At 40.7% G+C, this 15,656-nt stretch carries 11 protein-coding genes; 3 read left to right on the forward strand and 8 right to left on the reverse strand.

Going from position 1 to position 15,656, the window contains the following annotated elements; all coding sequences use genetic code 11:
* Window positions 1-751 precede the first annotated feature (751 nt).
* Window positions 752-1,513, reverse strand: a complete 762-nt coding sequence (locus KBF71_07260) for a hypothetical protein (protein ID MBP9878108.1) — start codon at window positions 1,511-1,513, stop codon at window positions 752-754.
* A gap of 175 nt (window positions 1,514-1,688) precedes the next feature.
* On the opposite strand from KBF71_07260, the gene KBF71_07265 reads away from it, so the two are divergent.
* Entirely contained in the window at window positions 1,689-3,212 is a 1,524-nt protein-coding gene (locus KBF71_07265; GenBank protein MBP9878109.1) for a sensor domain-containing diguanylate cyclase, read from the forward strand.
* On the opposite strand, the gene KBF71_07270 is transcribed toward KBF71_07265, so the two are convergent.
* Window positions 3,209-3,850, reverse strand: a complete 642-nt coding sequence (locus KBF71_07270; GenBank protein ID MBP9878110.1) for a haloacid dehalogenase-like hydrolase — start codon at window positions 3,848-3,850, stop codon at window positions 3,209-3,211. The two genes, KBF71_07265 and KBF71_07270, sit on opposite strands and share 4 nt — an antisense overlap.
* Window positions 3,847-4,263: a transcriptional repressor gene (locus KBF71_07275; protein MBP9878111.1), complete on the reverse strand. Its 417-nt coding sequence runs from the start codon at window positions 4,261-4,263 to the stop codon at window positions 3,847-3,849. Before KBF71_07275 ends, KBF71_07270 begins: the two co-directional genes overlap by 4 nt.
* Before the next feature lie 160 nt (window positions 4,264-4,423).
* Here KBF71_07275 and KBF71_07280 point away from each other — a divergent pair, with 160 nt between their 5' ends.
* Window positions 4,424-5,572 (forward strand): DUF2336 domain-containing protein, encoded by a 1,149-nt coding sequence (locus tag KBF71_07280; protein ID MBP9878112.1) that lies wholly within the window; start codon window positions 4,424-4,426, stop codon window positions 5,570-5,572.
* Window positions 5,573-5,642: 70 nt separating this feature from the next.
* Here the strand turns inward: KBF71_07280 and KBF71_07285 are convergent, their stop codons facing one another.
* From KBF71_07285 to KBF71_07305, 5 genes are all read right to left on the reverse strand, one after another.
* Window positions 5,643-6,107, reverse strand: coding sequence for a hypothetical protein (locus KBF71_07285; GenBank protein MBP9878113.1), 465 nt, complete (start codon window positions 6,105-6,107; stop codon window positions 5,643-5,645).
* 41 nt (window positions 6,108-6,148) lie between these two features.
* Window positions 6,149-7,162 (reverse strand): aminoglycoside phosphotransferase family protein, encoded by a 1,014-nt coding sequence (locus tag KBF71_07290; protein ID MBP9878114.1) that lies wholly within the window; start codon window positions 7,160-7,162, stop codon window positions 6,149-6,151.
* Window positions 7,163-7,334: 172 nt separating this feature from the next.
* On the reverse strand, window positions 7,335-8,261 hold the full coding sequence (locus tag KBF71_07295) for an elongation factor Ts (GenBank protein ID MBP9878115.1): 927 nt from the start codon (window positions 8,259-8,261) through the stop codon (window positions 7,335-7,337).
* 123 nt (window positions 8,262-8,384) lie between these two features.
* Entirely contained in the window at window positions 8,385-9,299 is a 915-nt protein-coding gene (rpsB, locus tag KBF71_07300; GenBank protein ID MBP9878116.1) for a 30S ribosomal protein S2, read from the reverse strand.
* 370 nt (window positions 9,300-9,669) lie between these two features.
* Window positions 9,670-13,275, reverse strand: a complete 3,606-nt coding sequence (locus KBF71_07305) for a hydantoinase B/oxoprolinase family protein (GenBank protein ID MBP9878117.1) — start codon at window positions 13,273-13,275, stop codon at window positions 9,670-9,672.
* Between the two features lie 141 nt (window positions 13,276-13,416).
* Between KBF71_07305 and KBF71_07310 the strand changes: the two genes are divergently transcribed.
* On the forward strand, window positions 13,417-15,000 hold the full coding sequence (locus KBF71_07310; protein ID MBP9878118.1) for a hypothetical protein: 1,584 nt from the start codon (window positions 13,417-13,419) through the stop codon (window positions 14,998-15,000).
* The last annotated feature ends 656 nt before the right edge of the window (window positions 15,001-15,656 follow it).

The following is a 15,656-nucleotide window of genomic DNA, read 5'->3' on the forward strand; positions in this document are numbered from 1 at the left end:
ATTGTATAGGCTCTTTGTCCTCCAACTTCTGTTTCGCTTGCCATGACTTTGAAAATGGGTGCTCCTATCTGGACTGGGTCATTTTTTTTATCAGAGATAACAGTATATTTTTGCATTTCTTTAACAGCAGCGTGTTTTGACATAAAAACAGGAAAATCATGAGGTTTTTGAGCAAATGATTGAAAAAAACTCGTCTTTGAAAGATGTTCCAATTTGCATGTGCAAATTGTTTTTTAAAGTATGCTGAGTCACTACTCTCATCGGAAGAGCTCCCTTTTGTTCCTGATTCTGAGCTTGATAGCTCTGTATCTTGACTTCTGGCTATTTTGAACTCTCTTTTTCTGATAGGTTTTTTTGTGAGTCTGGGGCTGGAGAGAGCTTCAGGATCAGAATCTGCTCTTCTGCGCATACGCCTCTGTTCTGAGGAGTCTTTTACGGCGTAAACTTGAACACTACGTTGCATTATATCTACATCTGGTGCTTCAATTTTTGAGCCATGTACGTGTTTGATTTCGATTCTCTCTCCGAGAACATAAAATGCTTTGTCTTCTTGAAATTTTTTTGTGATGGGCTTTGGGTTGTACACTGTAAATCTATCAACAGACGTTACGAGTGCTCTTATTTTGTCATTACTTGGCATGGTATTTCCTCTTCTCTCCTGAGATGGTACTTGAGATTGGTATTATTTTTGACTCCAAGCTCGAGTGTAATGTCAAAAACTTATGAACTTCTTAAGAGGCATAGGAATAACTTATGATGCGGCTTCTGAGGTCGGCAGGTACCTCGTTAGAGCCCATTGCACGACTTGGAAAATAAAGGTACCTATCATTAGGATCATATTAATTTTAGTATCCTGTGTGACTGTAACGGGGATGGCTGGAATAATGGTGTCTTGAATTCGATCGCTTGTGAAAATAAAATCATTTGCTTCCGTATTTGTTCTGTCGCTAGTGGCGACTTCACCTAGGCCAGCATCAATGAGTCCGGATTGTCCTCTGAAATATACTTTATCAATTTTTTTGATTTGATAAGCAGATTTGCCATTCAGATCTACCTCAGTTGCATGAACGCGAAATAAAGGGGTGCTGACATGAAATGCATTACGGCCTTTTTGCACATAGACATTATTGGCATTGATATATTTCATCGCCTCAGCCCTTGAAATATAAACAAGAAAGTCGGTTGGTTTTTGTGCAAAAGCTTTTAAGAGAACTTCTATTTTATTGGGCGTCCATTCAATCGATGAAAATTTTTTGCCAATGGTTTGTAGGCTTTCGTCTTCATTTAATTCAACTGTTTCTATTGTTGCTTGAACAGCTTTTGAAGTCGAGATCTCAGACTTTCGTGACAGAAGAGGGGTGTCTGGAGATGCCATGAGAGGGATTGAGTCTCTTTTTTCACGTGCTGAGTCTATCTCAATTCTTTCGCCAAAGACATAGAAAACCCTATCTGTATCAAGTTGTGCGTCGCTCTCTTGCTTTACATATATCTGAAAAGTTTCTACTTTGGCCATCGTTTTTAACCTCTTTAAATTTTTATTAGTGTAGGATGGGGTTTCTTATTAATTGATTAACTCTTTGTCGATGCGCATAAAGAGAAAGTTTAATTTCACTATATTTTGGAGAGCTTTGCTGTTTTTTAAGAAAGTTGTAAGATAATACGAAATATAAGGATATAGGGTCCATTGAATGATAAGCGTCCTCTCACATTTTTCTTCTGTTATCGTTGGTTTGTTTTGCCTTATGGGGTTGGCTAGCTTAGGCTTTTTTGTGCTGAAGTCAAAGTACATCAGAAAATCCCAAGAGACTGAGAAACAACTGCAACGATCAGAAGAAAAATATTCTGCATTAAAGGTGATGCTGGATATTAGTCAGGAAGCATTATTAATACATGATGAGTTTCAGCCAATATTTGCGAATGAAACCTTTAATCAGATGTTTGGATTCAAGGCTTTTGATGACTTAAGACAAGTTGGTTCAGTTGATGGTTTGTTATCTGAAGATGCCAGAATGACCTTTCTGCAGATATGGGATAATCTTGAACAAGGTGCTCCGCCGCGTGTTATTTCTCGATTAAGCCTGTTGCATGCGGACGGAAGTGATTTTTGGGTTTCTGCCAAGATTCAAAAAATTCATTGGGATGGTCGAGATGTGATTCAAACCAATTTTATGGACATTACAGAACAGTTGTCTTATGAAATGGAGCTTGAGTTTAATCGAGCAAAACATGAGGATTCAGCGAGTGATTTGGTTGCCATTGCAGAAGAGCTTGATATTGCTTTGCGGCGCGCCAAAGATGCGCGCTTATTCCAGGAAAGGCTGATTGACACGGTTCCTAATTTAATCTATGTCAAGAATCGTGATGAGATTTTAATTCAGTGCAATGATGCCTTTTGCAAATTTGTTAAAAAAGAGAAAGATGATATTCTTAGCCAACCCTTAAGTTTTATTTTTGATAATCAAGAGATTCAGGTTTTTAATCAAAATGAAGAGGGATTGATAGAGGGCCGGAAACAGAATAAGTTTGATGTGACTTATCAGGCCAAGAATCAGCAAGCGAGTCACTTTATTGTGTATAAATCTGCTTATACCAATACATATAATGAGGTTGATGGGATCATCACGATTTGTGTTGAGATTACAGATCGGAAGATTTTTGAGAATGAGCTAAGGCGCCTTGCAACAGTTGACCCTTTGACAGGTTGCTTTAATCGACGTCGTTTCCTTGAGCTTGCGAATATGGAATTTGTGCGTGCAGAGCGGTATAATTTAAGTCTATGTGTGATGATGCTCGATATTGACCATTTTAAATCAATCAATGATACGTTTGGTCATGCTGTTGGTGATGAGGCTTTAATTAAGCTTGCAAAAGTTGTTAAAGGGATGATCAGAGATACAGATATATTTGGTCGTTTTGGCGGGGAGGAGTTCGCCTTGCTTTTACCGAATACGAATCTTGTAGATGGTCAAAAAATTGCTGAACGTGTGCGTGAGGCGATTGGAGGGATTAAATTATCCTCTAACGAAGACGTTATCTGTTTCACTGTTAGTATTGGCCTTACTCATTATCTTGTGAAGATGGATGACACAATCTCTAAAGCTTTGCAAAGGGCTGATGAAGCGCTATATGTTGCTAAAAAATCAGGCAGAAACAAAGTTATTTTAAGCGAAGCAAGTAGTAATATAGAAACGATTCTGCAAGCGGCAGGTTAGATTTTATATTTTGTTGGAATGGCTTCAGCAACATCAGCTAAATCGAGCATATAACGATCAGAGGGCAAGTTTCCATAGGCATAGATTGTGTTGAAGGGACCATGTGTTTTAAGGTAATTCTGTATGGCTTCAGCTTTTCTGATGCGGACACAATTGTATCCTTTAATGAAGCCTGTGAGCTTTGCGTCTTTGACTTCCATCTCAGTTGACAAGATGGCATCATAGGGGACTTTTTGATTGATGATTTGCTTGATGAATATGCTTAAGGCACCTGTTGCGATGATAATCTTATCACCATTTGCAGCATGCGATTGTAGTTTTTGGACAATGGACGTCTTCCAGGTCAACTGAGATGCAATCGATTCAGCCAGTTTTTCGAGATGTTTGATAGGTTGATGACGCATGGTCAAGTAGATCCATTCAGCTTTGACAGATCCTTTAAAGTCCTCACCTTTTGAAGAACCTTTTAGATGATGAATGATGGTCAGGAAAAGAGCCTGGAAAAAAGAAAGGTATGTTTTTGTTTTTCCCAGAAGAGCATATTGAAAGAGCAGCAGGCTATCATTTTCAATGAGTGTCTCATCGAAGTCAAAAAAAGCAATATTTTGTTTAGAAAGTGGGGATTTTTTCTGGGTCATCCGTTTGATCGCCTTACTCCATAAAGTTCAAGCGTGTGATCAACGAGCTTATAGCCTAGTTCATGTGCGATTTTTTGTTTCAAAGCTTCGAGTTCTTCGTTCTGAAATTCAATAATTTCACCTGATTGAAGATCAATAAGGTGATGGTGATGATCTTCTGTTGAAATTTGTTCATAGCGGGCTCTGCCATCTCCAAAACCGAGTTTGGCAATAGCGCCAGACTCTTCAAAGAGGCGCATTGTTCTATAGACCGTTGCAAGGCTGATGTTCGAATCGACTTGTGAAGCACGTTGGTAGATTGCTTCAACATCAGGATGATCTGATGATTCTGAGATAACTTGTGCAATGATTCGCCGTTGTTCAGTCATCTTAAGGCCTTTTTCACGGCATCTATTTTCAATTTGAGAGGGCATTTAAATGGGCTCATCTTTTGAATGGTTAGGTTTCAGTCATTCTAGACTTATTTAGTATTCTTTTCTAGTCTTTTTATACACTTGCTATTTGCTTCATTAAATTTTATTCTTTTTTAGAAATATCATATATAATAGTCATTGAGTGGTTGTTAATAATAAAATGAATGAAAATTTAAACCAGAGCCAGAACCAAAAATATAAAATGGATGTAAAAGGTCTTTTAGCAATAGCGCATGATAAATCGGAAACAGGTCGTCATCAACTGGCCTGTGAGTTGTCGAGTATTTATCGTGGAAAGGCCGTTGAAGTTCAAGACAAAAAACTCACAGAGAGCGAAATTGGTATTTTGAATCAGATTTTACGGCACTTATTGGATGTAGCCCAATTGGAAATTCGTAAAATGCTTGCTGAAGATTTAGCAACCATTGATACTCTGCCGATTGATCTTGTGATGAAACTGGCTTGTGATGAGATTCCGATTGCGCGTCCTATCTTAGAGAATAGCCCCATTTTGAAAGATGCGAATTTGATTGAGGTTGCCTTGAAGATGGGGCGAGAACATCAAATTTCCATTTCTAAAAGACGTAATATTTCAGAAGAGCTTGCAAATGCTTTGATTGAGGCTGGTGATTCTGAGGTGGTTCAAAATGTTCTTGATAATGAAACAGCTATTTTATCTCCGCCTATTTTTGAAAATGTTGTGGATATGGCATGTGAGGAGCCATCATTGCAGCCTTCGGTGATCAAGCGTCCTGAGATGAATGGTGCGGCTGCCGCAAAACTCTATTGGTGGGCCAGTCAAGAAATCAAGCAAGCGATTATGAAGCATTATCCGATTGATTCAGAAACGTTGAATAAATCGATAGATTTGGCCATTCAAAAATTGGTGGATAATTGCGAGCCTTCAAAAACAGTTGTCAGTGATCGTCAAAAAGCTTTGGCTCGAAAGATGACAGCTGCTCAGTCTGTAAACTCTGATTTTTTAATTCAATTGCTTAGAATGAGGCAATATGCTTTGTTTAAATATGTTTTTAGTCTTTATGTGAGATTGACTGAAGTGATTGTGACAGATGTGATTGATGATGTCGGCGGGAAAAGGCTTGCATTGATATGTAAGGCGATGCTCTTTGAAAAAAGCCGTTTTGCAACATTATTTTTGCTTGCACGTAGTGCAAGAACTGGTGAGCACGTGGTTGATCCGAATGAATTGAATCACACATTAAAGTATTTTGAAAAGATAAATAGAATCGAGGCTGAAAAGATCCTTGAATCTTGGCGCCAAAGTAACCAATCCTACTGGGCCGCTTAGATATAAGTTGCGAGATTTCTGAATTCAATGTGGGGATAGGTTGCTTGCAGCACACTTAGTTCTTGGGCTGTTATATGTTTTTTATCTGTTGAATAAATGATGACATTGAGATTAGGTGCGCTTTTAATGAGTGCTTCAAGACCTTGTCCTGAGAAAAGCTACGTTTGAGATCAATTGTTGGGTTGGAATAAAGACATCCTTCGCTTGTTTGAGTGACTCTTTGGATCAAGTTATAAGCATTGACGTTCATATTTGCGCCTGATCTTGGTGGATCAATTGGCCCATTGAGATAATATACTCTAAGCGATGGGTGAGCAAAGGCTCTGCAGACAAGGCGTAAGTTAATAGATTCATCACGAAGATAAGTGATGAGCATGGTCCAGTGGCCAAGGTCATTGTTTTCTAGGGGATGGGTGCCTAGAGCCCTGGGTATATAAGCGATGGCGTATGATTTGCGCTCTGTATTCCAATAGGCTGTTAGGAGTGGCAGGTCAGCTCTGCCTTGAGGGGTTGGTGTGGGTGTGATGAAGGTCATGTATTTCTCTCCTTATTTCAGGAGATCTTACACGAGGCTTTTCAGGCTGACAAGGAGCTTGTGTGATGTTTAATCAATTGAGAGATATCTTGAGATTGCTTTGGATGTTCTTGAATGGAATGGCGAGAGAGGATATCCAATAGTGATGAAAGATTGAGTAAAGCCACGGTTTTCTGCCAATTTTCAGGCAATTCAAGACCTGCCTCTTGTATGCCTTTGATGAAAGATTCTTGATAGCAATGAGGCATATGATGTGCATAACGTAACATATTCGCCACATCCCATAGAAAAGATCCGGCAAAGGCAAACTCCCAATCTAAAATGGCTGAGATTCTCCATGTATCGTCTATTCGATGGACTAAAATATTGGCAGGATCAAAGTCTCCATGGACCAATGTGGCATCAGATTCATTAGGGAAATAATCTGAGTGCTTTGCAAAGATATCTTGAAGCTTTTGAAGCATTGCATTACCAAGAGCTTTTTGTACGTTTTGATTACTTAGACAAGTATCAATATGACAGATAAGATCCTTGGGTTGAAAAGGTTTTGGGATATTGAAGTGCTCATCAAAAAAGCCGGCATGGGGAAATGAGAGTCGGCGAAACTCAGAGAGTATAGCGCCTACATCTACCATGATATTCTGCCAATTCGATTCAGGATAATTGAGGAGAAGGTCTCTTAGGGGAATGCCTTCCATAAATTTAGTTATTACATACAGATAAGTTGTCAAATCTTCAGTGTGATCACCGATATAGAAGACTTCTGGAATGGGAATGTCAAATTTCATGAAGCTTGCAATGTGCGCTTCGCGATAGGCGGCTTCTCTGTTTCTGAGATAGATGCGTAAATTATAGGTGCCACTCTTAAGAACGATTTTGATGTTCAGGTTAGCGCAACCTTGTGAGAGTACTTCATAGGATAGGAGAGGCACATTCGGAAAAGCTTTGGAAGCCATTGATGCAATGGTTTCAGGTTTGAGTTGAATCTGCTTGTCTGTCTTTTCCCAATTTGCTTTGAAAGTCATTTTACCTGAATAATGTTGAAATACCGTCACTCAGAGGACCCGCCCTCGGGCCTGTGGAGTCTCTGCGATGTATCATTAAGAATTTCATTTCAATAATTAGCTTAGGAGATTCCACGCCACCCCTTAAAGGGGGTGGCTCTGAATGACGATTCTCTGACTATCTCAATGCATAAGCAATGAGAAAATAGTTTGTTAAGTAGACTCAGTTTGCAAGCTGTGCTGCAACTTCCGCTGCAAAGTCTTTCTCTTCTTTTTCAATGCCTTCGCCGAGTTCAAAACGAGCAAAAGCTTTTAAGGTCACATCAGTGCCTAATTCTTTTGCCATTTTTGCAACAACGTCTTTAATGCGTGTTTCGCCATCGATCACGAAAACTTGCTCAAGCAAAACAACTTCTTCGTAATATTTGCGGATACGGCCTTCAACCATTTTTTCAATGATGGCTTCTGGTTTGCCAGATGCTTTTGCTTGTGCAACCAAAACGTCTTTTTCACGATCGAGATTTGCTGAATCAACAGAGGCAACATCAAGAGCTTCTGGACGTGCTGCTGCAATATGCATTGCAAGTTGGCGACCTAGTTGTTCAAGTTTGCTTGCATCACCTGCAGATTCAAGAGCAACAAGAACACCAATTTTACCAAGGCCATCCGCAATAGAATTGTGAATGTATGAAGTTACAACACCTTGTGAAACTTCAAAAAATTGTGTGCGGCGGATAGACATGTTTTCGCCGATTGTTGCAATCATTGAGGTGAGCTCTTCTGAAACAGCGTGTGACTTTCCTGGATAAGAAGCATTTGCAACACTTGTTGCATCAAATTTGTTTTGGGCAACAAGATCAGCGATTGTTTTGCTGAAGTTTTGGAATTGCTCATTTCTGGCAACGAAGTCTGTCTCTGAGTTAATTTCAGCAACTGCACCCACTTTACCATGAAGAGATGTCGCAACAAGACCTTCTGATGCAACGCGGCCAGCTTTTTTTGCAGCAGCAGCAAGCCCTTTTTTACGAAGCCAATCAACGGCTGCTTCAAGATCGCCAGCTGTTTCATTTAATGCTTTTTTGCAGTCCATCATGCCTGCGCCTGATCTTTCGCGTAGGTCTTTTACCATTTGTGCTGTAATTTCTGCCATTTTTTCCTCTTTCTTCACGTATATGGGAAGGCAAGTGCCTTCAAATTTCTATACCATTCATTGTTGAAATGAATGGTATAGGTTGTTTTGCTGAATTTGTCTGATTGAATCTCAGACTCGGTATTACTTCTTTGCTTTTGCTGCTTTTGGCTTATCAGCAGGTGCTGTTTTATTAGCTACCTTTTTTGCTGGTGCTTGCTCAGCTTCTACTGCTTCTGGTGCATCTTGTGCTTCAGCTTCTTGAGGTTCAGCAGCTTCTTTTTTAGGCTTGTCAGATTTTTTACCGAGCGATTTTGAGACTGATTTTTTAAGAGCCGCAAGATCTTCATTCATGTCTTTACCAGCACCAAGATCAACACCAGCAGATGTAAGTTCTGTTTGAATGCCAGAGAGAATTGTTTCGCAAGCAATGTCGAGGTAGAAGTCGATTGCTCTTGATGCATCGTCGTTTCCTGGGATTGGGTAATCAATACCGTCTGGATCAACGTTTGTATCAAGAACAGCAATCACTGGAATGCCGAGATTGTTTGCTTCTTGAATTGCAAGGGCTTCTTTTTTCACATCAAGAATAAAGAGAACATCAGGAAGACCTGCCATGTCTTTAATCCCGCCAAGTGATAGCTCGAGCTTGTCTCTAAGGCGGCAAAGGTTTACATATTCCTTCTTTACATAACCATGATCTGGCTTTGCAAGCTCTTCATTGAGTGTATTTAATCTTTTGATCGAGTTTGACACTGTTGGCCAGTTTGTCATCATACCACCTAACCAGCGATGATTTACATAGTACTGACCGCATTTTTTAGCGACTTCAGCTGTTTTTTCTTGTGCTTGTCTTTTTGTTGCAACGAAAAGAACACGACCGCCTTGTGATACGATTTTGTGCAGAACATCCAAAGCTTCTTTCATCAAAGGAACTGTTTTTTCAAGATTGATGATGTGGATGTTGTTACGAACGCCATAAATGTAATCAGACATTTTTGGGTTCCAACGGCGTTGGTGGTGGCCAAAGTGTACGCCTGCTTCCAATAGCTGACGCATTGTAAATTGTGGTATATTTGTCATTTCTGTCTCCTATAATACCGGTTAATCCTCCACGAGATCGTCACATTATGTGAACCGGAAAGGTTTCTCGTGTGTGAAGTGCTTCATTTATAATATGGTCGGAATGAAAATGCAAGTGAAAAAGTATTGATTTTATGAGGAACTGTTAATGGGTTTTGAAATGTCAAGAGTCGTTACTCAGAGGGCCCGTCCTCGGGCCCGTGGAGTCTTGGCAATTTTACAACAAGTATTGTATTTTGTTTTGAGATTTGAAGAGATTCCACGCCACACCTGAAGGGTGTGGCTCTGAATGACGTTGTTAGATTGTGTTGATGGTTTAGATTACGATTTCTAATAGCAATATGTTTCATGTCTTTCCATAAGCACCCCCACCTGGGGTTTGGATCATAAAAATGTCACCAGCTTCCATTTGAATGGTTTCGGTTGAGCCAAGTTCTCTCTTGATGCCTTTGATGGGTATGTGCCATGATTTGCCAAGAGCGCCATCACCACCTCCATGAAGGCCAAAGGGTTGTATCTTGCGATGATTCGAGAGAATTGAGGCTGTCATCGTTTCTAAGAAACGAATAGCGCGCTGTGTTCCATCGCCGCCATTGAATTTTCCCTTGCCACCTGTTCCTTTGACAATTTCAAAATGCTCAACGCGTACGGGATAGCGAAGTTCGAGCACTTCTGGGTCCGTGAGACGTGAGTTTGTCATATGGGTATGAACACCGCTTGTGCCTCTATGATTTGGCCCTGCGCCTGATCCGCCGCATAGGGTTTCGTAATATTGATAGGTTTCATTGCCATAGGTGAAGTTATTCATTGTCCCTTGCGCTGCTGCCAGCACACCTAAGGCGCCATAAAGGCAATTGGTGATCACTTGAGATGTTTCAACATTTCCTGCAACCACAGCCGCGGGATATGAGGGAGACAGCATAGAATGCTCAGGGATGATAATTTCAATTGGCTTTAAGCATCCTTCATTCATAGGGATATCTTCATCAACCAATGTTCTGAAAACATAAAGAACAGCGGCTCTGCAAATAGCTGAAGGGGCATTGAAGTTGTCTGTGAGCTGGGCGGAGGTGCCTGTAAAATCGATTTTTGCTTTATGATGCCTTTGATCGATTATGATTTTAACCTGAACCTGCGCGCCATTATCCATTTTGAGGCAGAAGGATCCGTCTTTGAGCTTCGAAATTGCATTACGAACATGCTCTTCTGCATTGTCTTGAACATATTTCATATAGGCTCTGACAACTTTTTCGCCATAATAATCAACCATTCGGAACAATTCTTGCACACCTTTTTCGTTAGCAGCCAATTGCGCTTTGATATCGCCGAGATTTTGAGTGAAGTTTCTGACAGGATATTTGCCTGTCTTAAAGAGTGTTTCAAGAGCTTCTAATTGTAAAATACCGTCTCTGACCAATAGGAAGTTATCAATCAGAACGCCTTCTTCATCGATGGATTGACTCATGGGCGGCATGGAGCCGGGTGTAAGGCCACCCACATCCGCATGGTGTCCGCGTGAGGCGACATAGAATATAATCTGCCCATCTGTGCGGTGGAAAACAGGCGTGACAATGGTGATGTCAGGCAAGTGCGTTCCGCCATTATAGGGATCGTTCAGCATAAAGGCATCGCCTGGTCTCATGGTATTGTGATTGCGTTCAATCACAGTTCTGACAGATTTGCCCATTGAGCCGAGATGAACAGGCATATGAGGGGCATTGGCAACGAGATTACCATCAGCATCAAAAATAGCGCAGGAGAAATCGAGCCTTTCTTTGATATTGACCGAATAGGCTGTGTTTTCGAGAACAACACCCATCTGTTCTGCAATGGACATATAGAGATTGTTGAAAATTTCGAGCATGATTGGATCTGCTTGTTCGGTACCAATCTTTTTTTCAGCACGATCGTGCATTTTTTCAAGGATAAGGTGATTTTTTGCACTAACACTCGCATTCCAGCCTGATTCAACGATGGTTGTTGCGCCATTTTCTGCAATGAGAGCGGGGCCTTTGATGATGTGGCCGGGTCTCAGATCTCCTCTTTTGTAGAGATGTGCTTTTTTCCAGTCACCCAATTCATAAAGCGATGCATCAGCAAAGGAATGGGCAGATGCATTTTCATAAGGAAAGCTTGTCTCAGCAATGCTTGCAGAGGTTGAGATGACTTCAGTTGAGAGTGAATCAATAACGATGTTTTTGCCTTGCATCGTAAAGCCATACCGCTCTTTATATCTTTCCTCAAATTGCGTAAGGAATGATTTGTAATCGGTGTCATAGGCAATTTCAAGCGCTGTGTCTGTTCCATCATATTTCACATGGACTTTTCGTAAAGTGCGAATCTCTGATTTACCTTCGCCCTGGCTTTTAAGATCATCACGGCTTTGGGCTTCATGCTTTTCGAATTCAGTTGATAGATTTTGGAGGCTTTCTTTGGTGAGTCTTTCTTCAATTGTTTTTTCCTTGATGATTGATACGTCTGCAAGGCCCATGCCGTAGGCGGATAAATAGCCCGCAAGTGGATGGATATGAACTTTTTCAATACCAAGCGCTTCTGCAACAAGGCAAGCATGTTGTCCGCCAGCGCCCCCAAAGCAACTGAGAGTATAGCTTTTGACATCATAGCCACGTTGAACAGAAATTTTTTTGATGGCGTTTGCCATATTTTCAACAGCAATTTTCAGAAATCCTTCAGCAATTTCTTCAGGCTTCATGTGCCTTCCTAGGTTTTGTTCAACCTCTTTTGCCAAGAGGTTGAATTTTTCTTTGACAATATCTGCATCAAGGGGCTCATTGGCTCCATGTCCAAAGATAGAAGGGAATAGATCCGGCCTGATTTTGCCAACCATCAGGTTACAGTCAGTAATGGTGAGAGGGCCGCCTCTGCGATAGCAAGCAGGCCCTGGCACTGCGCCAGCTGATTCAGGGCCAACGCGCATTTTTTGGCCATCAAATGTACAGATAGAGCCGCCGCCTGCAGCAACAGTGTGAATGCGCATCATGGGAGCGCGCATCCGAACGCCTGCAACAACAGTTTCAAAAGATCTTTCATAGCCTTCAATATCAGCATTGTAATGCGCTACGTCTGTTGAGGTTCCGCCCATGTCGAAGGTGACAATTTTCCGAATATCTTCGATCTCTGTTGTTTTGACAGCCCCAACAATGCCGCCTGCAGGACCAGAGAGAATCGCATCTTTTCCTTTGAAAATATCAGCATGGATGAGACCGCCGCCTGATTGCATGAAGAGAAGTCTTGTCTTTGTGCCAAGTTCTGATGCGACAGAATCAACGTAGCGGCGCAGAATAGGGGTGAGGTAAGCATCCACAACAGTTGTATCGCCCCGGCCTACATATTTGATGAGCGGACTCACCTCGTGGCTGAGTGAGATTTGTGTAAAGCCGATGTCTTTTGCAATGGCGCCAGCGCGCTTTTCGTGTTCGTGGTAGCGATATCCATGCAGGAAAACAATGGCAACAGACCTGATACCTGAATTATAAAAGGTTTGGAGTTCTGATCTGAGGTGTTTTTCATCAAGCTCTTGAACAATAGAGCCTTTCACGTCTACGCGTTCATTGGCTTCAAGAATTGATTCGTACAGAAGCTCAGGCAAAATAATGTGTCTGGCAAAGATTTGTGGACGGGCTTGATAGCCGATGCGGAGCTGGTCTCTGAACCCCTTTGTGGTGACCAGAAGGGTGCGATCTCCTTTACGTTCAAGAAGCGCGTTTGTTGCAACGGTTGTCCCCATTTTGACGCAATCAATCAGGCCAGAAGGGATGGGGTCTTGTGGCGCAATGCCAAGGAGGGATTTAATGCCATAGACAGCAGCGTCTTTATATTGTTCTGGATTCACGGAGAGGAATTTGGCTGTGACAATTTTTCCTTGAGGGGATTGTCCTACGATATCTGTAAATGTGCCGCCTCGATCTACCCAAAATTGCCATAAAGTCATTGCTACCCTCATTTATTATCAATGGATACAGTATAGGAGTCTATTCACAAAAGATCTGTAAAGATAATGATTAAAATCATGATTGAATGTATCATTTTTGTACTGTAGAATAATTCAAATTTTAATGATGGAGTATTCTCTATGTCTGACGTCGTAATTTCTTGCTTACAAACACATAATCCTTTAGCTGCACAAGAGCAGCTTATTGATTTTGATAATGATTCATTAAATACTTTCCATGGGTTTCGTGTTACCCAAGAGCTTGTGAATCATATGCAGAAAAAAGTGTTAGATAGCCGAATACATCGATATAAATTTCCCTTTCATTCAACAATTTGGGAAAATATATTTAAATATCTGGCTGCTAAAGATATTTTTCGTTTTGTTATTGCAACGCCTCGGTGGTGTCGTTCATGTAATTTAAATGCACTGAGAAACAAATATGTTTTTTTTGCTTTATCTCCTTATGACGATAGGTCTCTTTCTGTCAGTAATTTTATAGAGATATTGAAGGCTTTGCCTGCTAATGCCAAAGTTAAAACGATAACTGTTGAATCAGTCGAGCAGCAGCATCCCTCTCCTCGGGTGACAGCATATGAGGGTCTTCAATTGACTGAAATTATACTCTTGAGTGAAAAAGGAGTAAGTGTCACCTCTTATGATAAAATTCTTACCTCATCTGTAACTTTTAAAGCTGCGCTCGGTGAAAGACAAGGTTGGTTGGCCAGGCTTCAAAGGCTAGATATGTCTAGCGCGAATTTGAAGTTGACTGATGTGAGGGATATATTAAATCTATGTGTTCAATTATCTGACTTTAAGATAGGTTTTAAAGACGCAGGTGTATATCCTTTGTCTCCCATGGTTTCTCTGGATAATCATCCAAATCTTGAGCGTCTTGATTTAAGTGATTCTGAGATGTCATCTAAAGATTTACAATCTCTGCTGGAAAAGACTTTCAACCTGAGAGTTCTCATCTTAAAAAACTTTAAGATGGTTGACGAAGGTACAATGCAATTTGTTCCAGAGGCTTTGAGACATCTTCAAAAGATGATATTACAACGTGCTAATTTCACAGGGAAAAATATTCATACTCTTCTGATGGCAGGGCCTCATGTGAATGAGGTTGATTTGTCCTGTCAGACTTTTGAAGAAGATCATTATGAAGGTGCTCAAGTTAAGAGTCGGTTCCAGTATAATACTAGGCTACACGATAGTCTTTCTGGGCTTCCTGAGCAATCTCTTTTATCTCTTAGGATGGTTCATGTGTCATCATTTTTCTTTGCAGCTGACGAGACCATCCTTTCACCTAAAATAATAATGAATACTCCTTTATTTTTCACTAGTAAATGGCGTGAGAACTTTGTAAGTCAACGCTCACTTACACTTAAAGACCTGCGGACATTTTTAAAAGCGGCTCCAAATTTACATCCGAATGTTCAAGCTTTATTTGAGGATCAAATAGCCGTACAGCAGGAAGTTTTTGATCGTTTTAAAACAGATAAGTGGAAATTAACAAGGCCGAAGCGAATTGAGGTGCCTTATATTGCAAGAACGCCTGATAAGAGTGATTGCCGTCAAGAGCTTATTGACAAACTCTTTCCAGAAAAAAGGTCAAAGCCATCTCCATCTCCAGCCCCTTCTATAAACAAACACAGTATACGTGATCGTCAAGAGCTTATTGAAAAGTTCTTACAAGAAAAAGTCACAAATCAAGAACTAGAATGAAAAGAGCTGTAAAGAAAAGCAAGAAATGGAACTAATGGTTGTCATAGATAATTTTATCGGTTTTCATCGATGCGAGCGTTTCAGTAGGCTGCAAAACTCATAATACGAGAGAAGTAATGATCAGCTCCCGTCATTCAGAGTCGCCGCTAGGCGACGTGGAATCTCATTAATCAGCAATTTAGTGCAATCTCTATTGAGGGATTCTAGAGACTCCACGGGCCCTTACGTCTTCGCCAAGGCTACGACGAGGGGCCCTCTGAGTGACGGTATGTGATTCTCACAGTAATCTCGTTTTTTGTCTATGGGCTTTTTTTATCTTTGTCTTGGAAAAGAACAAAAATATAGTTTGCGATCTCAACTATTCGTTTTTATATTTGACAGGGTTGGATAATTTTTAGAGAAAGAATTTTTATAAAATATTGATTTTATTGAATTTATATCGTGGCACGCTTCATGCATTTAGAAGGGAGAGGTGTTTATGGTGATATCTCTGTCGAGTTAAAAACCAAGGAATAACAATAAAGTTCAATATTACTCCGACAGTGTAACATAGTCGAATTTTGAATATCAAGCCGCGTATTTAACTAAAGGGGCTTCGAACAAAGCAGAGATAACTTTAGGTGATTTTTGAAGAGTTTTCATCTCTGTATATACTG

This window comes from Alphaproteobacteria bacterium (assembly GCA_018063245.1).
Classification (GTDB): Bacteria; Pseudomonadota; Alphaproteobacteria; order JAGPBS01; family JAGPBS01; genus JAGPBS01.

Coding starts and splice junctions, on each gene's coding strand:
- KBF71_07260 (MBP9878108.1), bottom strand. CDS start 1,513: ATGGCCAAAGTAGAAACTTTTCAGATATATGTAAAGCAAGAGAGCGAC.
- KBF71_07265 (MBP9878109.1), top strand. CDS start 1,689: ATGATAAGCGTCCTCTCACATTTTTCTTCTGTTATCGTTGGTTTGTTT.
- KBF71_07270 (MBP9878110.1), bottom strand. CDS start 3,850: ATGACCCAGAAAAAATCCCCACTTTCTAAACAAAATATTGCTTTTTTT.
- KBF71_07275 (MBP9878111.1), bottom strand. CDS start 4,263: ATGCCCTCTCAAATTGAAAATAGATGCCGTGAAAAAGGCCTTAAGATG.
- KBF71_07280 (MBP9878112.1), top strand. CDS start 4,424: ATGAATGAAAATTTAAACCAGAGCCAGAACCAAAAATATAAAATGGAT.
- KBF71_07285 (MBP9878113.1), bottom strand. CDS start 6,107: ATGACCTTCATCACACCCACACCAACCCCTCAAGGCAGAGCTGACCTG.
- KBF71_07295 (MBP9878115.1), bottom strand. CDS start 8,261: ATGGCAGAAATTACAGCACAAATGGTAAAAGACCTACGCGAAAGATCA.
- rpsB (MBP9878116.1), bottom strand. CDS start 9,299: ATGCGTCAGCTATTGGAAGCAGGCGTACACTTTGGCCACCACCAACGC.
- KBF71_07305 (MBP9878117.1), bottom strand. CDS start 13,275: ATGACTTTATGGCAATTTTGGGTAGATCGAGGCGGCACATTTACAGAT.
- KBF71_07310 (MBP9878118.1), top strand. CDS start 13,417: ATGTCTGACGTCGTAATTTCTTGCTTACAAACACATAATCCTTTAGCT.